The organism is Kocuria sp. CPCC 205261, from assembly GCF_040981025.1.
Lineage (GTDB): Bacteria > Actinomycetota > Actinomycetes > Actinomycetales > Micrococcaceae > Kocuria > Kocuria marina.
In genome coordinates this window covers 270,303-291,760 of sequence record NZ_JAVKPU010000002.1, presented here as the reverse complement: position 1 = coordinate 291,760, position 21,458 = coordinate 270,303, and the positions used below count along the sequence as shown (strand labels likewise).

The following is a 21,458-nucleotide window of genomic DNA, read 5'->3' as shown; positions in this document are numbered from 1 at the left end:
TAGCCTACACTCACGACCACGACGTAGCGCCCGTTGCGTCCTGACCTCGGAACGAAACCCAGGGCGCTTCAAGACCGCCCGTTTGTGTGGCTGCGGCTACGCAACTTCAATCGTTGCAACCGGCGATGCCCGGCTGGAGATTTGGCTGTTCAATCGGTGCCCAACTATGACACGAATCATTCACGACGGTGGCTGGGGCGCAACCTCGACATCGAGCTACGAGTGCGGTTCTGACGCTGCGAGCGCCGCCTACTGCGCAGTGGTCAGTGCCGCCGCCCCAACGCCCGATACCGCCACCCCGCATCCTGCCACGCCACGGGGTCCAGCACGTTCCGCCCGTCGATGATCGTGGGCGTGGACACAAGCTCCGAGACCCGACGGGGATCCATGTCCCGGAACTCCCGCCACTCCGTGAGCAGCAGGGTCACCTGCGCACCGGTCACGGCGGCGTCGAGCGAGTCCACGTAGTCCAGGCGGGGGAAGCGCTGGGCGGCGTTGGCGTTGGCCTGGGGGTCGTAGAGGCGCACGTCCGCGCCCATCGAGTGCAGCCGGGCGGCGATGTCCAGGGCGGGGGAGTCCCGGACGTCGTCGGACTCGGGCTTGAACGCCGCACCGAGCACGGCAATCTGCGTGCCGTGCAGGGAACCACCGCATTCCTGGACGGCCAGCTGCACGGTGTATTCGCGCCGCCGCAGGTTGATCTCGTCCACCTCGGCCAGGAACCGCAGGGACTGGTCCAGACCCAGCTCGGAGGCGCGGGCGCGCAGCGCGCGGATGTCCTTGGGGAGGCACCCGCCACCGAATCCCACGCCAGCGTTGAGGAACTTGCGACCAATGCGCTCGTCCAACCCGATCGCGTCCGCGAGCGTACGGATGTCCCCGCCCACGGTCTCGGTGATCTCGGACAGCGCGTTGATAAAGCTGATCTTGGTGGCCAGGAAGCTGTTGGCCGCGACCTTCACGAGCTCCGCGGTCGCGTAGTCGGTCACGATGAACGGGATCCCCGCCTCGAGCTGGTGCGCATACACCTCACGCAGCACGGCCTCGGCGGCCTGCGCCGCGGAGGTGGGGCGACCGGCGTCGTCGTACTCGAGGCCCAATACCATACGGTCCGGGCGCAGGGTGTCTTCCACCGCGTGACCTTCGCGCAGGAACTCGGGGTTCCACACGAGGCTCACGCGCGTGCCCGAGGGCGCCGAGGTCAGGGCCAGTTCCTGTAACCGGGCCGCCGAGCCCACGGGAACCGTGGACTTACCGGCGATCACGCAGTCGTGCCTGGCGGCGCGGGAGATCTGCTCCACGGCCGAGTCCACGTAGGTCATGTCCGCGGCGTGGCCGTTGCGCTTCTGGGGCGTTCCCACCCCGATGAAGTGCACGTCCCCGAAGGCGCCGGCCTCCTCGTAGGACGTGGTGAAGCGCACCGCGCCCGTGGCCACGTGCTTGCGCAGCAGCTCGGGCAGCCCCGGCTCGTGGAAGGGCACCTGCCCGGTGGAGAGCAGATCGATCTTGGCCTGGTCCACGTCCACGCCGAGCACCTCGTGACCGAGCTCGGCCATGGCCACCGCGTGCGTGGCACCGAGGTATCCGGTGCCGATGACTGTCATGCGCATGAAGAGACCGTGATCCTTCCGTTCGAGGCGAGGGGGTCGGGCTTACGCCTGGGAATCGAAGTCCGCCACGCGCCGGCCCACATCGAACATCTGCTCGATCGCGGCCAGGGAGCGCTCGGCGGCCTTGCCGTCACCATACGGGTTCACGGCGTTGGCCATCTCGTGGTAGGCGGCATCGTCGTTGAGCAGGCGGTCCACCTCGGTCACGATCCGCTCCTCGTCCGTACCGATGAGCTTGACGGTCCCGGCCGTCACGGCCTCGGGACGCTCGGTGTTCTCGCGCATCACGAGCACGGGCTTGCCGAGCGACGGCGCTTCCTCCTGCACCCCGCCGGAGTCGGTCAGCACCACGTGCGCCACGGACAGCATGCGGGTGAACTCGCCGTAGGCGAGCGGCTCGGTCACGACCACATTGGGCTTGCCCTCGATGGCCGGCAGCACCGCCTCGCGCACCACCGGGTTGCGGTGGGCAGGCAGCACGATGGTCAGCTCGGGTTCCGCGTCCGCGATCCGGGCCAGGGCGCGTCCGACGCCGCGCATCGCCTCGCCCTGGTTCTCACGACGGTGCGTGGTCACCAACAGCACACGCTTGCCGGAGGACGCGATCTTCTCGAGCTGGGGGTCCGTGAAGGGCAGCTGCTGCTCCACGGTGTGCAGCAGAGCGTCGATCACGGTGTTACCCGTGACCACGATGTCCTCCTCCGTGATGGCCTCGCGCAGGAGATTCTCCTTGGACGTGGCCGTGGGGGCCAGGTGCAGGGACGTGATCTGCGAGGTGATCTTGCGGTTGGCCTCCTCCGGGAACGGGGAGAACAGGTTGAAGGAACGCAGCCCGGCCTCGGCGTGGATCACGGGGATGCCGCGGTAGAACGCGGCGATCGCCGCAGCGGTGGAGGTGGTGGTGTCACCCTGGACCACCACGGCGTCCGGGGGAGTGTCCTCGAAGATCCGGTCCAGACCCTCGACCGTGCGGGTCAGCACACCGTTGAGGGTTTGGCGGGGCTGGATGATGTTCAGATCGTGGTCCGGCGTGATCCCGAAGATCTCGTTGACCTGGTCCAGCATCTCGCGGTGCTGGCCGGTCACGGTGACCACGCACTCGAACTGATCGCTGTTCTGCAGGGCGGTGACGATGGGAGCCATCTTGATGGCCTCCGGACGGGTGCCGTAAATCGGCATGATCGTGAACACGCAATTCATCCTTACCTCGGCCAATGACGCGTTACGTGAGCCGCGGATCACCCAGCCCGGCCCCACACGCCCTGTACGGCCACAGTCTAAGGGAATACCAGGATTCACGCGGACAGGCTCGGATGATTGTGTCCACCATAATGGCTACAAAAGTACCGGGGAGTAGGGGCGATGGCGCTCCCCAGGGTGTCCTACACTGTGTGCATATGAATGCAGGTGTGACGTCGGCGAATACCCCCTAGGAAAACGGCGTTATTGCCGGGAAATGTTCCCCCGAACACCCGGACCTCGGTGACCTGCGTTACGGAAAAATGTCTCTGCGAGCTCGATGAAAGGCACCGTGGCACGCAACTACCTGGGCACCGTCCCCCCCAAGGCCCGTGTGATCGTCGCCGTCACCTACCGGGATGGCGACGGGCGACAGCTGGCCTTGCCGCAGTCACCGTTGCGCGAGAGCTTCACGGGTTTGCAATTGCTGACCCAGCAGTTGCTCGGGGACGCCAGGGGGATTATCTCTGGGTGGAACCAGGACTTCTCTATCGGCCAGCTGGGCCCATCAGCGTTCGAGATTGAGGTTCGGGCCGAGGCCCCGAAGCGCGTCAGTCTGCGCAGGCCGGCAACCATGACGAAGCACGTAATGGTCCTGGGTCTGCTGGAGCACCTCACGGATGTCTTGATCGACCTCGGGGATGCTGCGTGTTTCATGGCTGGTCATCCGACAGCGCACCTGCGGTACATAGACGGGTACTACGGGCCCTATTACGAGTTCATCCAGGACGGCCAAGCGGTCAAGACGATCGATGCACGCTTGCTGGAGCTGTTGGTGGCCCCGGGGTCCGTGGACGGAATCCGCGCGGTGGTCGCGAACCTCAAACAACCGGGGGTCGCTTATGCGACAGTGGCCAAGCGCGTTCCTGGCCTGGACTACGTCAGCCGCGTCCAAGTCCCTGCCAACGAGCACTTACGGGACTTCGCGAACGGAGGGCCGCTACCGTTCAGTCAAGCGTGCCTGGATGCGGCGCGAGCCCAGGCCCTGTCGGAGCAAAAGGCCGACTCATCCTCGTCGGAGGCATATGACGGGCGCGAGCAGAACTGACCGCCCGGTAGAGCCTCGTGAGGTCCTCGTGGGCCACGTCCGTGCTCAACGCACGGTGCGCTTGGACTTGTTCCCGCGCAGCACCCGCACCACGTGGCGGACGCGTTCCACGTTGGAGGACACGGCGAGATAGCCGCTGAGTGCCGCTACCGTGGACATCCCACCCACAATCAACGGCGTGTGGTACTTCTTCCACCGCTCGGGGTCCGAGGCGATGATGTGCGCGGTGCCGTTGATGGTCGCGGCGATCACGCCGCCGGCCACGACCTGGTGGCCGATCTTGGCGCCGCTCTTGACCAGGGGATCCAGCTCGTCCGTGCGCAGGTGGACGTCGAAGCCGCCGCGTTCGAGCACCACCAGGAAGCGGCGCACGTACTCGGGCACGTCCACGCCCATCTGCACGGCTTCTTCGATCGTGGAGCGCAACCGGTTGAACAGCATGTCCGGGGAGAGCCGGTTGATGATGAACCGCTCCGCGTAGGGCTGCACGGCCGAGACCAGGTCGAAGCCGGGGTCCAGGCCGGTACCCATGGACTCGGCGGTGACGAGCATGCGCAGCAGCAAAGCGGACTCGCGCGGGAGCTGTAGCTTGTGGTGGCGCAGCACGGAGATCAGGTCCGCCATGAGCTCGCCCACCCGCACCTCTTCGAGCGGTTTGTTGGCGTAGCGGCGCATCATCACGGAGACGTCGCGTTCCAGGTCCCTCTTGGAGACGTCGTGCTGGCCGCTATCGGTCAAGCCCAGCAGTCCGGTCGCGGCGCGGCGCGGGTTGTTCTGCACGACGCCGAGCAGCAGGGTGATCAGGTGGTCCCGGAACTCCTCACTGAGGTTGCCGACCATCCCGAAGTCGATGATCGCGATCCGCCCGTCCGGCTCCACGAACAAGTTGCCGGGGTGAGGATCCGCGTGGAAGAACCCGTCCTCGAACACCATCTTGCAGATCGCGTCCGTGGCCTCCTTGGCCAGCAGGTGACGGTTGACGCCCTGGGCCTCGAGAGCGTCGTAGTCGTTGATCTTGACCCCGAACATCCGCTCCATGGTCAGCACGCGGGAGGTCGTGGCCTCCCAGTAGATCTCGGGGATGTGGATCCGCGGGTGGCCGATGAAGTTCTCGGCCATGCGCTGGGAGTTGCGGGCCTCCTGGATGAAGTCCAGTTCGTCCCGTAGGGAGGCGCTGAACTCCTCCACGAGCCCTTCGAGGTCGTAGTCCTGGGCGGCGGTCCAGTAGCGGGCCACCCACGAGGACATGTCCTGCAGGATCTCCAGGTCGCGATTGACCTCGTCGGTCACGCCGGGGCGGCGGACCTTGACGATGACTTCGTGTCCCTGGAACACGGCGGCGTGGGCCTGACCAATCGAGCCGGTGGCCACGGGCTCGGGGTCCATGTGCGTGAGGATCTCCTCCGCCTGGGAATCCGGTTCGGCCTCGATCATGGCCCGGATCTGCTCCACGGGGATCGGTGGGGTGTCGTCCTGGAGCTTGAGCAGTTCGTCCGCGTAGCCGGGGGGCAGCACGTCCGGGCGGGTCGAGACGAGCTGGCCTAGCTTGATGAACGTGGGTCCCAGTTCCTCCAGGGCCATGCGCAGGTGTTCGGGCTGGGAGTGGATGGTCTGCGGATCGATGAGTTTCACGCGCGCCAGGGGGGCCCGCCACTGCGGTTTCAACCCACCGAGAGCGAAACCGAAACCGTGCTTGGTGAGCACTTCGATGATCTGGAGGAACCGTTCGCGGCGAGAAATCATACGGGTGAAAGAACCCCTTACAGCGTTCTGTGCAGGTAGAAGGCCATGAATCCGGTGGCCACGGCCACGATCAACACGAGCGTCGTGGCCAATGGTTCCACACCCAGCAGGATGATGCTCACGAGTACCAGGATCATGGTGAGCGCGGCGAGCGCGGTGACCAGGGGCTTCAGCCCGCTCGTAAGTCCGCCCACCAGCCGGGCCGCACTGGACCCGCCGGTTGCGCGGCGGGGTTCACGCGCGGGGGCGGGTGCCGCAGGTCGGGTCTGGGCGCCGGGGCGGTTGCGAGCGGCGTCGTCGTCGGTGTGGGCGGCGCTGAAACCGCGGCGCCATTTCTTGGCGTTGCGCCCGCGGTCCGATTCCACGGGCACGTAGGCCGGGGGCACCTCGAAATCCTCGGCGTCCGGCAGCAGCTCGGGGACGTCGTTGGGCAGGTCCGTGAACCACTGCTGGGGGACCTCGGAGGCGCGGGCGGCCTGCAAGGTCATGGACACCTCGAACGAGGAACCACGAATCGTCCCCCACACGGCGGTGAGCAGATCCTGTTCGAACGCGTAGTGGATGATCGGGATGAACTGCTGGGACATCTGGGTAGAGAGCCGACCCACCTGTTTGCGTTCGTAGAGCACGTCCACGGTGTCGACGGTGAGCCCGTGGGAGTTCTTGACCTTGTTGACCTCGAGGGTGAGGATCACGCGGCCCTCACCGGAGGCTGGCACGATCGAGTGCAGATACTCGGCGAACTCCTGTTCGTCCAAAACCTTGATCGAGGAGCCCTGGGGCAGCACGGCCGATTGCGCGGGCGCGGTGTTGAGGGGGAACAGCAGGTCCGGGGGAGCGATGCCGATCGTCGCGCGCGCGGCGACCTCCGCCTGCCCGTCCTGGCGCTGCAACTCGGCCTCCAGGTGCAGCGGGACCACGGGGGTGTAGCCGGAGGCGATCACGCGTGAGAGGGGGTGCCAGTAACGGTGTGCGTCCCCGGAACTGAGGTGGGCCACCTTGTTCCCGCCCACGCGCACGGACACGGTGCGCGGGTCGAAGGGGTTGTCCGGTTCCAGGACCAGCGCGGCCGTCCCGGTCCACGTCTGCGCCCGGCCCACGGAGAGGCCTCCGAACACCCGCATGATCTCGGTGTCGTAGAAGTTCTCGGTGACGACGTCCAAGGACCCTCGGTCGTTGAGCGCGTAATCCCTCATGGTCTCCCTCGCAATAGCGCCGACGCGTGCTCCGCCGCGGCATCACACCACATGCTAACCGTTGATCTCAACGCATCGATGTTCATCCGCTCGGTGGAAAGCGGACCCCCAGGGTTCACCGGGACAGGCACGTCACCTGCAGTTCCACGGCCCTTTCGGCGTCCGCCGCGAGTTCCATGATGATGCGTCGCAGGGCCCCCGGGGCGTCCCGGTGGGCGTCCAACCACGCGTGGGTCTCCCGCACCACGGGGTGTTCCTTCGGGTCAGACGACGCCGCCCGCACCTCGATCGCGCGCGGGTACAGTCCGCGCACCATACGGGTCGCGATCTCCATGGAGTGGGTGTCCCACCATTCGGCGAAGTGGGCGAAGTACTCGGACTCGTAGCGATGCAGCACGGCAGGGGCCGCCAACTGGAAGCCGGAGATCGTGGCGCTCAGCTCGTCATTGGACAGCTCCCCGGCCACGATCCGCTGCCACGCCTCGTCCTTGGCCCGGTCCGAACGGATGGCGGCCACGGCCCGGGTGTAGCCCAACCGGCCGTCGCGGGTGGGATCCTGCGCGTGTTCGGTCTCCAGCTCGGAGACCGTGGCGTGACCCGTGGCGGTGAGCGCGGTGAGAAGGGACCAGCGCAGCTCGGAGGACAGGGGCAGACCGGCCACCGTGCCCTCGTCCCCGAGCCACTCCTGCACCTGACGGGCGTAGCTGCCGTCCCGCGCCGCTTCGCGGGCGAAAGCGCGCGCGAGTACCAGCTGCTCACCGGAACCCGCCTCCGCGGCCAGCAGGGCATTGCGCAGGGCCTCGAAGAATTCACGCCGCGAGGCGGTGCGGTACTGGTAGGGCACGTACTCGCCCAGGGCCTGACCCGCGTGGTCCAGCACGGTCGTGAGGATCGCCGCGTGACGCTCCGCACCGCACTCACGCGCCGCCATGGACACGTACTCCCGCGGGGACAGCCGGGCATCGCGCACCGCGGCCCACACCTGCGAGTGCGCCACCGCTCGCGCGAGCGGGTCCTCGATCGCCCCCACCAGGCGGGTGATGGCCGCAAGCGATTCCGGGTCCGGATGGGCCAGGCAGTACGTGAGGTCAGTGTCGTTGACCAGCAGGAACGACGCGCCGTCCTGGGCCTCGCTGCTCGGGGCGTCGCCTAGACCCGTGACGGGAACGGGCGTGTCCGAGGCCGGCACCCGTACCTCGGTGCGCGCCCTGTTCACCACGGCATCGCCATCCCGCGTGTACCGGCCCACGGTCAGCCCGTGCGGACGCAACGACGCCGCTCGCTGGGTCAGCGTGGCGCTCGCCGCCGCGGTGCCGTCCACTGCGGCGGGGTCGGCGGGGTCACCGGACCCCGCGCCGTCGTGCGTGGCGTGTGCACCCGGCGCCGCGGCGTCGCCGTCCACCGAGCCCGGGAGGCGGACCTCCAGGACGGGGACACCCGTGGTGTGCAACCACTGCTGGGCCCACGCGCGGACGTCGTGATCGCTGGCCTCGTCCAGGACCTCCAGGAAGTCGTCCAGGCTCGTGTTCTCGAACGCGAACCGGCGGAAGTACGCACGGCACGCGTCCATGAACGCTTCCTCACCCACGAACGCCACGAGCTGCTTCAGCACGGAGGCGCCCTTGGCGTAGGTGATGCCGTCGAAGTTCTGCCGCGCGGCCTCCAGGTCCGGGATGTCCGCGACGATCGGGTGCGTGGTGGGCAACTGGTCCTGGCGGTATGCCCACTCCTTACGGGCGAGCGCGAACGTGACCCACGCGTCCGTGTACTCGGTCGCGTGCACGGACGCGTACGCGCCCATGAACTCCGCGAAGGACTCCTTCAACCACAGGTCGTCCCACCACCGCATGGTCACCAGGTCCCCGAACCACATGTGGGACATCTCGTGCAACAGCGTGTTCGCCCGCCCCGCCAACTGCGCCCGCGTGGCACCCGACGGGAACAGGTACGCCTCCGTGAACGTCACGAGCCCCGGGTTCTCCATGGCCCCCAGGTTGTACTCCGGCACGAACGCCTGCTCGTACTTCCCGAACGGGTACGCGAACGCGAACAACCGCGGGAAGAAATCCAGACCCTGCTTGGTGAGCATGAACAGCTCCTGGGTGTCCATGTGCTCGGCGAGCGCCCGCCGGCAGTACAGCGTGAGGGGAATCGTCACGGCCTCGCCCTGGGGGTCGGTGCCGGACCACTCGTCGGTGAACCGGGTGTAGGGCCCCGCCAGGATGGCGGTGATGTAGCTCGAGATCCGCTGGGTGGGGGCGAAGTCGTGGGCCACCGCGCCGGGGACGTCGCAGTCGTCGGTGGTGTTCTGCCCCGTGGGGTCCGCGTTGGACGCCGCGAGCCACTCCGGGGGCGTGATCACGGTGAAGTGGTAGACGGCCTTGAGGTCCGGCTGCTCGAACACGGGGAACACCCGGCGGCAATCGGCGGGCTCGTACTGGGTGTAAAGGTAAACGGAGTCGTCCTGGGGGTCCACATAGCGGTGCATGCCCTCCCCGGAACGGGAGTACAGCGCGCGACCCACCACGTGCAGCTCATTGGCCGTGCCCAGCTCCGGCAACCGGATCCGCGAGCCCTCCACGACGTCGTCCACGTCCAACGACTCGCCGTTGAGTTCCACGGCGCTCACGGTGTCGTGGATGAAGTCGATGAACGTCTCCGCACCGGCCTCCGCGGTGAAGCGCACCGTGACCTCGGTACCGAATGTCGTGGCGCCCGGCTCCCGTGCTCCCGAAAGATCCACCGTGACCCGGTAGTCCTCCACCCGGATCTGCTCCGCGCGCGTCATGGCATCTTCTCTGGTCAGTGAGCTGGCTCCCATGACCCCAGTGTAGGCATCCGCCCGCCCGCGCCCGCTTGCGGCCCGCTGGGCATGCCGGGCAGACGGCGACGCTGCCGTCGGCAACCGCGCGATACGGCGTCGTCGTCCCCGCCCGGGCTCCCGACCGCGCCTACGACGGCGGCCCCGCTCGCGTGAGCGGGGCCGCCGAGTGGGTGTCACGGAACGAGAGCCGGACTCAGTTCTGGAAGCGGTAGTTCTTGGGCGCGATCGTCAACCCCGAATCCGTGACCGTGAGCCCACGGGCGAGGTCGCGCTCGCGGTCCAGGCCCACCGTGAACCCGGGCGGCACGATCACGTTCTTGTCCAGGATGGTGCGGTGCACGGTGGCCCCGGCGCCGATCTGCACGTTCTGCATGAGCACCGATTCGGTCACGCGGGCGTCGTGCTCCACCTTGACCTTGGGGGAGAGCACCGAGGAGCCCACGTGCCCGCCGGTGATCAGCACACCGGGGGAGACGATCGAGTCGAAGGCCACGCCGGCCTGACCGTTGGGCCCGCGCACCGTCCTGGCCGGCGGGGCCATGATCTGGTGGGTGTAGATGGGCCAGTCGTAGTTGTAGAGGTTGAACACCGGCAGCGGACGGATCAGGTCCATGTGAGAGTCGTAGTAGGAATCCAGGGTGCCCACGTCCCGCCAGTACTGGCGGTCGCGGTCGGTGGAACCCGGGACGTCGTTGTGGGTGAAGTCGTAGACCATGGCCTCACCGCGGTCCGCGAAGTGGGGCATGATGTCCCCGCCCATGTCGTGGTTGGTGTCCCCGCGCTCGTTGTCCGCGCGCAGCGCCTCCACGAGGGCGTCCCGGTCGAAGACGTAGTTGCCCATAGACGCGAGGAACGCGTTCGGGTCGTCCGGCAGGGGAGCGGTGGAGTCCGGCTTCTCCACGAACCGGGAGATTCGGGTGGGGTTCTGCGGGTCGGTCTCGATCACACCGAAGGACTTGACCATGTCCATGGGCTGACGCACCCCGGCCACGGTCGCCTTGGCCCCGGACTCGATGTGCTTGCGCACCATGTCCGAGAAGTCCATCCGGTACACGTGGTCTGCGCCCACGACCACCACGATGTCCGGATCGGCGTCGTCGATCAGGTTCATGGACTGGAAGATCGCGTTGGCCGAGCCCAGGAACCATTCCTTGCCGCGGCGCTGCTGCGCGGGCACCGAGGTCACGTAGTTGCCCAGCTGCGTGGACAACCGCCACGTCTCGGACAGGTGCCGGTCCAGGGAGTGGGACTTGTACTGGGTGAGCACCACGATCTGCAGGTACCCCGAGTTCACCAGGTTGGACAGCGCGAAGTCGATCAACCGGTACCCGCCCGCGAACGGTACGGCGGGCTTGGCACGGTCCTCCGTCAACGGCATCAGGCGCTTGCCCTCCCCACCGGCCAGAACGATGGCAAGGACTTTCTTGTGTCGTGACATTCGTACCCCTCACTTCCCGAGCCAGTCAGAGCCCTCGCGGACCACAACACGGCGTCGTCTTTGACTGGTCTTCCCCGTCATTGTGTCCCACTCGGCAAGGCGGAACACCGTGTCGCCGGAAGTTTCGCGAACTTTTGCGCACCTGTGTGCGAGCACCCCCGTGCAGTACGCTCGCAGTGTGCGAGTAGACATCCTGAGCAAAGAGTTCCCGCCGACCATCTACGGGGGAGCGGGGGTGCACGTGGCCGAGTTGTCCCGCGTGCTCGCACCGCTCGTGGACCTCAACATCCGCTGCTTCGGCGAACCTCGGGACCCGGACTTCCATGGCGCCCAGGTGCAAGCGTATCCCGTGCCGGGTGAACTGGCCGATGCCAACGCCGCCGTGCAGACCCTCGGGGTGGACCTCACCATGATCGGGGACATCCAGGGCGCGGATCTGGTGCACTCCCACACGTGGTACGCCAACATGGGTGGGCACCTGTCCTCCCTCATGTACGACATCCCCCACGTGCTCTCCGCCCACTCCCTGGAACCCCTGCGCCCGTGGAAGGCCGAACAGCTCGGCGGCGGGTACCGGGTGTCCAGCTTCGCGGAGAAGACCGCCTACGAGGCCGCCGCCGCGATCATCGCCGTGTCCGACGGCATGCGCCGCGACATCCTCGCCTCCTACCCGGACGTGGACCCCCAGCGTGTACGCACCGTGCACAACGGGATCGACGTCAGCCAGTGGGACCGAGACGAGAACACCGACGTCCTGGACGAGTACGGCATCGACCCCACCAAGCCCTCCGTGGTCTTCGTGGGCCGCGTGACCCGCCAGAAGGGCGTGCCCTACCTCCTGCGCGCCGCCCTGCAGCTGCCGCCCGAGGTGCAACTGGTCCTGTGCGCCGGCGCCGCTGACACCCCCGAGCTCGGCGCCGAGGTCAACGCCCTCATCGACCAGCTCAAGACCGAGCGCGAGGGCGTGGTGCTCATCGAGAAGATGCTGCCCCGCCGCGCCGTGATCCAGATCCTCTCCCACGCCACCGCCTTCGCGTGCCCCTCCGTCTACGAGCCCCTGGGCATCGTCAACCTCGAAGCCATGGCCTGCGGCGCCGCCGTGGTCGCCACTGCCACCGGGGGCATCCCCGAAGTCGTCGTCGACGGCGAGACCGGCCGCCTGGTCCCCATCGAACAGGTCACCGACGGCACCGGCACACCCCTGGACCCCCAGAAGTTCGTGGACGACTTCGCCGCCGCCCTCACCGACGTGGTCTCCGACCCCGACCGCGCTCACCGCATGGGTCAGGCGGGACGCACGCGCGCGGAAGAACACTTCTCGTGGGAGTCCATCGCGCAGCAGACCCTGGAGGTCTACCGCTCGGTGCTGTGAGCTCTCGATGCCTCGAGCCCGGTTGATATGGTGGAAGCGAGGCGTTTGCATCATACATACCAAATGTGAGGGGAATCATGGCCTACGAGATCCAGACCGCTGCCGCTAAATACGAGACGATCGCCCGCTTCCCCGATTACGCCGAGGCCCAGGCCGTCGTGGACACGCTCTCCGACCGCGAGTTCGATGTCTCCACCGTCAAGATCGTGGGCGAGGGCCTGCGCTCCGAGGAATACGTCACAGGTCGCCTGACCAAAGGCCGCGCCGCGCTCGCCGGCCTGGGTTCCGGTGCGTGGCTGGGCCTGTTCATCGGCATCCTGTTCGGCCTGTTCGCCCCGGCGTTCGGCTGGCTGTCCATCATCCTGTGGTCCGTGGTGATCGGTGCCGTGTGGGGCGTGATCTTCGGTTTCGTGGCGCACCTGGCCACCGGTGGAAAGCGAGACTTCATGTCCGTGCGCACCACGGCCGCGGACACCTACCTGGTGCAGGTCCGGGCCGAGCGCGCCCACGAGGCCATCACGGTCCTCAACCGCTGACTCCCTGCCGGTCCGCGCCCTCCGGCGCCCTCTCGACCGGTTTGAATAACTGACGACGACGGGCGGTCACCCTTCCGAGGTGGCCGCCCGTGGTCATGCTTGCGCACCGGCACATCGACTCCGTCGCCGCGCGGGCGGGGCCGCTTCGGCTGCAGAGTATGCGGGTTCGGATCGTCGTTCGCGCAGCAGGGCCCCGGTACAACGGTCAGGCCCGGCCGTCGGAGACGGACCATGGTCCCCAGCCCGTGGTCAGCCGTCGGCCGGGGCCGCAAGCACCCCGGAGAGTAGCGACTCGACGGCGACTGCGAACGCGTCGTGTGTCTCCTGCAGGGAGCGCGAGCGCACGCGGGGGATGGGGGAGCGGGCGACGTGTGTGTCGTTCTTCTCGCTTTCGCATGGCCCACGGCCACGTCCCGGGTGGAGAACCTGCCCGGGGCGGTAGTCGGTTCGCAGGAGCAGGTCGATGCTGTTACCCAGAAGATGCCCGAGCACCTGCTCGAGCTGCACCCGATGGCCAACAGTGAGGACGCGGTCAACGGGATCACGTCGCGGGAGGTGTGCGGCGGGATCGTGCTGGGGGAGCAGCCCGAGATCCTCACGGCGAGTGCGGCCAGCCCGGTGGCGTCCCAGATGCTCACGGGCGTGGAGACGAACATGCAGCGCTGGATCGACCAGCAAGTGATCGCGGGGATGCAACAGGCGCCGCAGAAGATGGCGTCGGGCGGCGGCGCGGCCCCGGTGGCCCTGGGGCTGCGGGACAAAGTGGGGGCGCTGCCTCCGGGGGTTTCGTGCAGGCCCAGCGTGGCTCGGGTGCGGGGCAGACGCCGGGAGCCACGGGGGCGACTCCGCCCACCGTGAGGGTCACGGACGTGGTGCCCCTGTCCGACGACGACCCGCGGGGGAGATCTGGGCACCGATCGGATGGCCGGCGCTGGGAATCATCCTGACGGTGCTGGGGCACCACAAGAAGGAGTGGGCGCTGCGGTCGGCCGAGGGCTGAGGGTGCCGGCGGGAGAGGCCCAGGGACCGTTCCGGCCACTCCACTTTCGGACTACTTTACATAATGTACATTATCGGTCATAGGGGTACGTTAGTAACGACGCGATATGGGGCGAACCCGATTCAGCCTATGGGAGGCCTCAGATGGCCGTGAGCTCAGGCGGCGACTCGGCCCCTCGTCCCATGGGTCACCGCCTGAACGACGCCATGCATAGTTACGGGACGGCGCGTTGCGTGACGCTTTTGTTCAACGGGTCCGGATACACATCTCGGGTTTCTGCTCGTGTATGTACTCAGTCCGGCGAAGTACGCCATGATGAGGGCACGCGACCCATACCGTCGATGCCACGGGTGCAGCCGGCGATTCCCCCGCGGTGTTCTCCGGCCCGCGGGTGAGCCCGGGGCCCGCTCTGGGTGGCTGCCGGATCGTGGAGGTCGCCAGTAAGGCCGGCGCTCTGAAACGTGCAGCCTAAGCATCCGCGGCATGTGGGCAGCCCCTGGAGGTTCGTGCGCTCGCGGGGTGAAGACCCCCCGCTGCGGCGACCTCAGCTGGCCCAGTCCATGAGAGCGTCATAGCGCCTTGGGCCGGTTCTTAAAGTTATAGGTGGAACTCGAACTAAATCCTGCGATTCTCACTGTGAAATTCATCCGTTCGGAAGCTTCCAGAACCCGCCATAAACTGGAGACATGAGCTCGCAACCCCGTCCCGGATCGGACTCCCGCACGTCAGTGGCCTCTCCCCCGCAATCGCCTGGATCAGCTCCTTCCGCCGAGCGAACCACGAGAGCCTGGCCCGTTTTCCTGGCCGTGGACCTGGGTCTGGTGATCGTCTTCGCCGCCATCGGGCGCTCGGCCCACGGTGAGGACGTCCTGGGCATGCTCACCACCGCGTGGCCCTTCCTAGCGGGGACGCTCATCGGGTGGCTCATGGTCCGGGGAGCGCGTCGTCCGGCGGCCGTGGTGCCCACTGGCGTGGTCGTATGGCTGAGCGCCGAACTCGTCGGGATGCTCCTCCGTGTTCTCACAGGCGATGGCACGGCGTGGTCGTTCGTTCTGGTCAGCCTGGCGGTGCTGGGAGTCTTCCTGGTGGGCTACCGCCTCGTCCTGGCGGGCGTGGCCCGAGTTCGTCGTCGCTGATACGGCCAGGACTCCCCTGCCACCGGCCGCTCCGAGACGCCCGCCGCGCCATCGACCCACCGATACAGTGGAGTGACACCGTGGAAAGGAACCCCATGTTCACCGCCATCGTTTTGATCAAGACCTCGTCGGACAGGATTCCCGAGGTCGCCCTGGAGGTCTCGGACATCCGCGGCGTGACCGAGGTCTATTCGGTGACCGGTGAGTGGGACCTGATCGCCGTGGTTCGGGTGCACCAGCACGAACGGCTCGCGGACGTGATCGCCGATCAGCTGTCCAAGGTTGAGGGCGTGGAGTCCACGAACACCAACATCGCCTTCCGCACGTACAGCACGCACGATCTGGATGCGGCCTTCTCCCTGGGGATCGACGACTAACTCCCCCGGCCGTAGCACGAACGACGCCGCTCCTCCGGAAACCGGGCGAGCGGCGTCGTCGTCAGATTGTGCGGTACCGCACGGACGGGCCGGGCGGGAGCGACGACCGGGTGGTCACCGCGCGGCGAACTCGACCCACCGGGTGAGGACGTCTCGCGCCGCACCCGAGTCGATGGACTCGGCCGCACGCCCAATGGCGGCCTCGAAACGCTCGGCGAAGGGAGCATCGGCGCTCTCGTCGATGGCGACGAGCCCGGCGGCGGCATTGAGCAGCACCGCGTTACGCACGTGCCCCTGCAATCCGTCGAGGACGTCGCGCACCACGCCGGCGTTGTAGGCAGCGTCCTGGCCGCGCAGATCCTCGATCGTGGCGCGCGGCATGTCCAGGTCCAGGGGCTCGAGCGTGTGCTCGGTGGTCCGGCCATCCCGCACCTCCCAGATCCGGGACGGCGCCGTGACGGTCAACTCGTCGAGCCCGTCACCGCCGCGGAAGACGAGCGCGCGGTCGCCACGGTTCTGGAACACGCCGGCCATCAGCGGCGCCAGGGCCTCGTCCGCGACGCCGATCGCCGATGCCTTGACCTTGGCCGGATTGGTGATCGGGCCCAGGAAGTTGAATGCAGTGGCGACCCCGAGGGCCTTGCGTGCGGCGGCCGCGAAGCGCATGGACGGGTGGAAGGTCTGCGCGAACAGGAAGGTGATCCCCACCTCGCGTGCGGCGCGCTGGACGCGCTCGACGGGCATGTCCAGCTGTACGCCCAGGGCCTCCAGGACGTCCGCCGATCCCGATTTGGACGACGACGCCCGGTTGCCGTGCTTCACGACCCGCACCCCCGCGCCCGCGCACACCAGGGCGGACATCGTGGAGATGTTGACGCTCGAGAGGCGGTCCCCGCCGGTGCCCACGATGTCCAGCGCCGGGCCGGGAACGGAGATGGGGCGGGCGTGAGCGACCATGGCGTCCGCGAGACCGTTGAGCTCGGCCACGCTCTCCCCCTTGGTGCGCAGCGCCATGAGGAAGCCCGCGACCACGGTGTCGGGGACCTCGCCCGCCATGATGTTGTCCATGGCCCAGTAGGACTGCTCCCATGACAGGTCCTCGCCGCGGGACAAGCTCGTCAACACGTCTGGCCAGTGGTTGTTCGTGCGGGAGGCGTTCGAGGTAGTCACGGCTTCGACTCTATCGCGCCGTCACTCCGCGTGACGCAGTACGGCGGCAGGCCGCGGCCCACCGCGGCCCGGCGGACGGGAGGGTCGTCCAGATCACACCTTGGGGACGCGACACGATGCGCTGCGGAGGCCGTGGTGGTTGGTTCGCCACGAGTTTTGGCGACATAATGTCTCTGTGACAACTGCGACTCATACCCCAGCCAAACCGGTGGGCGCGACCATCACTCGCCCCAACCTCACATCCGTGGGCACCATCGTGTGGTTGTCCTCCGAAGTGATGTTCTTCGCCGGACTCTTCGCCATGTACTTCACTCTGCGCGCCACCTCCCCGGAGGTCTGGCACGAGAACACACAGCTGCTCAACGTGCCCATGGCGTTGGCCAACACCATCGTCCTGGTACTGAGCTCCGTCACGTGCCAGTTCGGTGTCTTCGCCGCCGAGCGGCTCCAGCCCCGGCGCACCGGCGGCATCCTCCAATTCACCAAGTGGGGCATGACCGAGTGGTTCGCCCTGACCTTCCTCATGGGCGCCGTGTTCGTGTCCGTGCAGGTTTACGAGTACGTCGCTCTCGTTTCCGAAGGCGTCACGATCGCCGCGAACGCCTACGGCTCCGCCTTCTACATCACCACCGGTTTCCACGCCCTGCACGTGACCGGTGGCCTGATCGCATTCCTCTTCATCATGGGCCGCGCCTTCGTTGCCAAGCGCTTCGGTCACTACGAGGCCACCTCGGCCATCGTGGTGTCCTACTACTGGCACTTCGTCGACGTGGTCTGGATCGTCCTGTTCGTGCTGGTCTACTTCATCAAGTAGGCCCCCAGGACCGTTCGCCCATTCAAGTTCTAGAACCGAGTAAAAGGAACGTTTGACGTGAAGGCACTCTCACAAAAGCGCCGCCATCCCATGGCAGCCCTCGCGCTGTTGGTCATGGCTTTGCTTCTGACCGGTGGACTCTACGCAGTTGCCACAACCACCAATGAAGCCAAGGCCGACACCACCACGTACTCGGCTCAGGACGTCGAGGAGGGGCAGAAGCTCTTCCTGTCCAACTGCTCCACATGCCACGGCATGCAGGCCCAGGGCACCAACACCGGTCCCTCCCTGATCGGCGTGGGCGCTTCCTCCGTCGACTTCCAGGTGGGGACCGGCCGTATGCCCATGCAGATGCAGGGCCCCCAGGCGCAGGTCAAGCCGCAGCAGTTCAACGACGAACAGACCAAGCAGCTCTCCGCGTACGTGGCTTCCCTGGGCGCCGGCCCCGCCGTCCCAGAGGAGGAGTACCTCGACATCAGCGAGGGCAACTCCGCCAACGGCGCCAAGGTGTTCCTGGCCAACTGCGCCATGTGCCACAACGCCGCTGGCCAGGGCGGTGCCCTGACCCGCGGCAAGTTCGCCCCCTCCCTCATGGGCGTGAGCGAAAAGCACATCTACGAGGCCATGCAGACCGGCCCGCAGAACATGCCGGTGTTCAACGACGCCAACATCACCCCCGAGGAGAAGCGGGACGTCATCACGTACCTGAAGACCCTCGACAACAACACCAACGTGGGTGGCTTCAGCCTCGGCTCCCTGGGCCCCGTGTCCGAGGGGCTGTTCATCTGGACCATCGGCCTGGTGATCGTCATCGGCTTCACCGTGTGGCTGACCTCGCGCTCCGCCTGAGAGCGCCCCGCCGGTACCCACCGGCACCCGAAACAGTATTCACAGCACCAAGAGAAGAATGAGGGACCACATGGGCGACCATCGTGACGGCACTCCCCACAAGAGCGGGGCGGTTGTCACCTCGGACGGAACGGGCACGGAAAACTTCCCCAACCCGGGGCTTCCACCGCACCGCCCCCGCGTGACGGACGTAGATCCCAAGGCCGCGAAGCGAGCTGAACACCAGGTGGTCCTGCTGTTCCTGCTCTCCATCATTGGATCCATCCTGTTCTTCGTGGCGTACTTCGGTATCCGCGTGGACGGTCCTCTGTACGACGCCGTCAACACCGAGCCCACCGCGCAGCTGCGGTTGCAGAACCTGCTGCTGGGCCTCGGCATCGCCCTCGGCATGTTCGGCATCGGTATCGGGGTGGTCCACTGGGCCCGTACCCTCATGCCGGACCACGAGATCGTGGAGATGCGCCACGACCTGCGCCCGGAAGAGGACCGCGCCGAGGCGCAGGGCATCCTGAACACCATCTACGACGAGTCCGGTGTGCGGCGCCGCCCGCTGCTGCGCAACACGCTGATCGGCGCCGCAGTGCTCATGCCCCTCCCCTTCGTGGGTCTGCTCAAGGACCTCGGTCCCACCGACCTCAAGGTCCTGCGCCACACCATGTGGGACGAGGGCGTGCGTCTGGTACGCGACCCCTCCGGTACCCCCATCAAGGCGTCCGACGTGACTCTCGGTTCCGCGTTCCACGTGGTCCCGGAGAACCTCAGCAGCCTGAGCCACGAAGAGGGCTACCTGGACGAGAAGGCCAAGGCCGTGGTCCTGCTCATGCGACTGGCCCCGGAGGACGTCAACGTCTCCCCCGAGCGCAGTGACTGGAACGTGGACGGCATCTTCGCCTACTCCAAGGTCTGCACGCACGTGGGTTGCCCGATCGCCCTGTACGAGCAGCACACGCACCACTTGCTGTGCCCGTGCCACCAGTCCACGTTCGACCTCACGAAAGAGTGCGAGGTCATCTTCGGCCCGGCATCCCGCCCCCTGCCGCAGCTGCCCATTACCGTTGATTCCGACGGCTACCTCGTTGCCCGTAGCGACTTCCACGAGCCCGTGGGACCGACCTACTCGCAGCGCGATCTCGCCGTCCAAGACATGCAGGATGAGGCGAACTAATGTCCACATCAACAGACTTCGAATACCGCCCCACGACCACCACGGGCCGGATCGCCAACTTTGTGGACACGCGCGTGGGCGCCTCCGCGATGGTCAAGGAGTTCGGCCGTAAGGTCTTCCCCGACCACTGGTCCTTCATGTTCGGTGAGGTCGCCCTCTACAGCTTCATCATCCTGTTGCTGTCCGGCACCTTCCTGGCGTTCTGGTTCGACCCCACCATGACGTCCCTGCCCTACACCGGCAGCTACGTCCCCATGCAGGGTGTCGAGATGTCCGGGGCGTACGCCTCCACCCTGCACATCTCGTTCGACATCCGCGGCGGCCTCTTCCTGCGTCAGCTGCACCACTGGTCCGCGCTGCTGTTCGTCATGGCGCTGTCCGTGCACATGCTGCGCGTGTTCTTCACCGGCGCGTTCCGCCGCCCGCGTGAGCTGAACTGGGTCGTGGGTTGCGTGCTCTTCATCTTGGCGATCGTGGCCGGCTTCTCCGGCTACTCGCTCCCCGACGACGTGCTCTCCGGTAACGGTCTGCGCATCGCGGATGCGATCGCCAAGGCCGTCCCGATCGTGGGTACCTACATCTCCATGTTCATGTTCGGTGGCGAGTTCCCAGGCCACGCGATCATCGGTCGCCTCTACATCGTGCACGTGCTGATCATCCCCGCGTTGATCCTCATGATGATCGTGATCCACCTGTTCATGGTCGTGGTCCACAAGCACACCCAGTTCCCCGGTCCGGGTCGCACCGAGGACAACGTGGTGGGCTTCCCCGTGGGTCCCATTTACGCCGCGAAAGCGGGTGGATTCTTCTTCATCGTGTTCGGCATCCTGGCCGCCATCGCCGCGACCACCACGATCAACGCGATCTGGAACTACGGTCCCTACGATCCCTCCCCCGTGCAGGCTGGCTCCCAGCCCGACTGGTACATGGGCTTCTCCGACGGCGGTCTGCGCCTGATGCCCGGTCACTGGCCATTCTCGTGGGAGGTCAACATCTTCGGTCTGGCGGTTCCGCTGGCCATTCTGTTGCCGCTGATCCCCATGGCCCTGATGTTCGGTGTCATGTTCGCGTGGCCGTGGATCGAGCGTTGGGTGACCCGCGACAACCGCGTGCACAACATCCTGGACCGTCCGCGTAACGCGCCGTTCCGCACCGCCGTGGGAGCCGCCGGCGTCACCTTCTACGCCATCCAGATGATCGCGGCCAGCGGTGACCTTATCGCCACCCACTTCCATGTGGCCGTGAACGACGTCATCTACTGGCTGCGAGCCCTGTACTTCCTGGGCCCCATCCTGGCGTTCATCATCACCCGCCGCTTCTGCCTGTCCCTGCAGCGCAAGGACCGGGAGATCGTGCTCCACGGCCGTGAGTCGGGCCGCATCCAGGCCCTGCCCCACGGTGAGTTCGTGGAGGTCCACGAGCCCCTGGATGAATACCGTCGCTACAAGCTCGTGAACTTCGAGGACCGCGAGGTCCAACCCGCTCGTGCCAATGCCAAGGGCAAGGTCACGGCGAGTGAGAAGATGCGCGGCGGTCTGAGCCGGATCTTCTTCGAGGACCGTGTGGCCCCTGTGACGCCCGCCGAGCTGGAAGCGGCTCACGGTCATCACCACGCCGAGCCCGCCAGCGTCGGCGCCGGCTCGCACAGCGCACAGCGCACAGATCGAGAAGTAGGCCCCGGGCCCAGCTGACTCGATCGCTGATCGGGAGGGCCCGTTCGGATCACATAATCCGAACGGGCCCTTTCCTATGCCTCCAGCCCGGAGCCAGCTGGTCACTGTTCTATGCGCTGGCCTCGGCCTCCGTACGCGGCGTCCCGGAGCTGACGGGCACGGCAAGGGTGACGCTCCCATCCCCATGGATGGTCTGACGATACGGTCCCACGGCGGTGAGCCCCTTGCCTCGAAGTGCCGTGTCCAGCATGAGCCATGCGTCCCCGGT

17 protein-coding genes are annotated in these 21,458 nt (G+C 66.9%); 10 read left to right on the top strand and 7 right to left on the bottom strand.

Annotation, left to right across the window (positions count from 1 at the left end):
• Window positions 1-263: 263 nt before the first annotated feature.
• Window positions 264-1,610, bottom strand: a complete 1,347-nt coding sequence (locus tag RF646_RS04380; protein ID WP_368835303.1) for a UDP-glucose/GDP-mannose dehydrogenase family protein — start codon at window positions 1,608-1,610, stop codon at window positions 264-266.
• 42 nt (window positions 1,611-1,652) lie between these two features.
• Entirely contained in the window at window positions 1,653-2,801 is a 1,149-nt protein-coding gene (gene wecB / locus RF646_RS04375) for a non-hydrolyzing UDP-N-acetylglucosamine 2-epimerase (RefSeq protein WP_368835302.1), read from the bottom strand.
• A 340-nt stretch (window positions 2,802-3,141) separates the two neighbouring features.
• Between wecB and RF646_RS04370 the strand changes: the two genes are divergently transcribed.
• Window positions 3,142-3,897, top strand: a complete 756-nt coding sequence (locus RF646_RS04370; RefSeq protein ID WP_368835301.1) for a hypothetical protein — start codon at window positions 3,142-3,144, stop codon at window positions 3,895-3,897.
• A gap of 45 nt (window positions 3,898-3,942) precedes the next feature.
• Here RF646_RS04370 and RF646_RS04365 read toward each other — a convergent pair whose 3' ends face one another.
• From RF646_RS04365 to glgC, 4 genes are all read right to left on the bottom strand, one after another.
• Window positions 3,943-5,640, bottom strand: a complete 1,698-nt coding sequence (locus RF646_RS04365) for an ABC1 kinase family protein (protein ID WP_368835300.1) — start codon at window positions 5,638-5,640, stop codon at window positions 3,943-3,945.
• 17 nt (window positions 5,641-5,657) lie between these two features.
• A complete protein-coding gene (locus RF646_RS04360; RefSeq protein ID WP_368835299.1) occupies window positions 5,658-6,836 on the bottom strand; it encodes a hypothetical protein in 1,179 nt (392 codons plus the stop codon).
• A 115-nt stretch (window positions 6,837-6,951) separates the two neighbouring features.
• Window positions 6,952-9,657, bottom strand: a complete 2,706-nt coding sequence (gene pepN, locus RF646_RS04355) for an aminopeptidase N (RefSeq protein WP_368835298.1) — start codon at window positions 9,655-9,657, stop codon at window positions 6,952-6,954.
• Between the two features lie 196 nt (window positions 9,658-9,853).
• The gene (glgC, locus tag RF646_RS04350; protein ID WP_368835297.1) at window positions 9,854-11,098 is read right to left on the bottom strand and encodes a glucose-1-phosphate adenylyltransferase; all 1,245 of its coding nucleotides are present in this window, start codon (window positions 11,096-11,098) and stop codon (window positions 9,854-9,856) included.
• Window positions 11,099-11,276: 178 nt separating this feature from the next.
• Between glgC and glgA the strand changes: the two genes are divergently transcribed.
• From glgA to RF646_RS04325, 5 genes are all read left to right on the top strand, one after another.
• Window positions 11,277-12,470, top strand: a complete 1,194-nt coding sequence (gene glgA / locus RF646_RS04345) for a glycogen synthase (RefSeq protein ID WP_064845206.1) — start codon at window positions 11,277-11,279, stop codon at window positions 12,468-12,470.
• A gap of 77 nt (window positions 12,471-12,547) precedes the next feature.
• Window positions 12,548-13,006 carry a general stress protein gene (locus RF646_RS04340; protein WP_368835296.1) on the top strand — a complete coding sequence of 153 codons (459 nt, stop codon included), beginning with the start codon at window positions 12,548-12,550 and terminating at the stop codon, window positions 13,004-13,006.
• A 369-nt stretch (window positions 13,007-13,375) separates the two neighbouring features.
• On the top strand, window positions 13,376-13,864 hold the full coding sequence (locus tag RF646_RS04335) for a hypothetical protein (protein WP_085106052.1): 489 nt from the start codon (window positions 13,376-13,378) through the stop codon (window positions 13,862-13,864).
• A gap of 828 nt (window positions 13,865-14,692) precedes the next feature.
• Complete coding sequence (locus RF646_RS04330; protein WP_368835295.1) at window positions 14,693-15,142, top strand: DUF3054 domain-containing protein; 450 nt, start codon at window positions 14,693-14,695, stop codon at window positions 15,140-15,142.
• 95 nt (window positions 15,143-15,237) lie between these two features.
• The gene (locus RF646_RS04325; protein ID WP_368835294.1) at window positions 15,238-15,519 is read left to right on the top strand and encodes an Lrp/AsnC family transcriptional regulator; all 282 of its coding nucleotides are present in this window, start codon (window positions 15,238-15,240) and stop codon (window positions 15,517-15,519) included.
• A 114-nt stretch (window positions 15,520-15,633) separates the two neighbouring features.
• Here the strand turns inward: RF646_RS04325 and trpD are convergent, their stop codons facing one another.
• Complete coding sequence (trpD, locus tag RF646_RS04320; RefSeq protein ID WP_368835293.1) at window positions 15,634-16,689, bottom strand: anthranilate phosphoribosyltransferase; 1,056 nt, start codon at window positions 16,687-16,689, stop codon at window positions 15,634-15,636.
• A gap of 175 nt (window positions 16,690-16,864) precedes the next feature.
• Here trpD and RF646_RS04315 point away from each other — a divergent pair, with 175 nt between their 5' ends.
• From RF646_RS04315 to RF646_RS04300, 4 genes are read left to right on the top strand one after another with little or no spacing between them, the layout of a single operon-like run.
• Entirely contained in the window at window positions 16,865-17,503 is a 639-nt protein-coding gene (locus RF646_RS04315) for a heme-copper oxidase subunit III (RefSeq protein WP_064845194.1), read from the top strand.
• Between the two features lie 57 nt (window positions 17,504-17,560).
• On the top strand, window positions 17,561-18,352 hold the full coding sequence (locus RF646_RS04310) for a c-type cytochrome (protein ID WP_167318503.1): 792 nt from the start codon (window positions 17,561-17,563) through the stop codon (window positions 18,350-18,352).
• Window positions 18,353-18,410: 58 nt separating this feature from the next.
• Window positions 18,411-19,517 (top strand): ubiquinol-cytochrome c reductase iron-sulfur subunit, encoded by a 1,107-nt coding sequence (locus RF646_RS04305; RefSeq protein ID WP_085106049.1) that lies wholly within the window; start codon window positions 18,411-18,413, stop codon window positions 19,515-19,517.
• Window positions 19,517-21,208: a cytochrome bc complex cytochrome b subunit gene (locus RF646_RS04300; protein WP_368835292.1), complete on the top strand. Its 1,692-nt coding sequence runs from the start codon at window positions 19,517-19,519 to the stop codon at window positions 21,206-21,208. Before RF646_RS04305 ends, RF646_RS04300 begins: the two co-directional genes overlap by 1 nt.
• The last annotated feature ends 250 nt before the right edge of the window (window positions 21,209-21,458 follow it).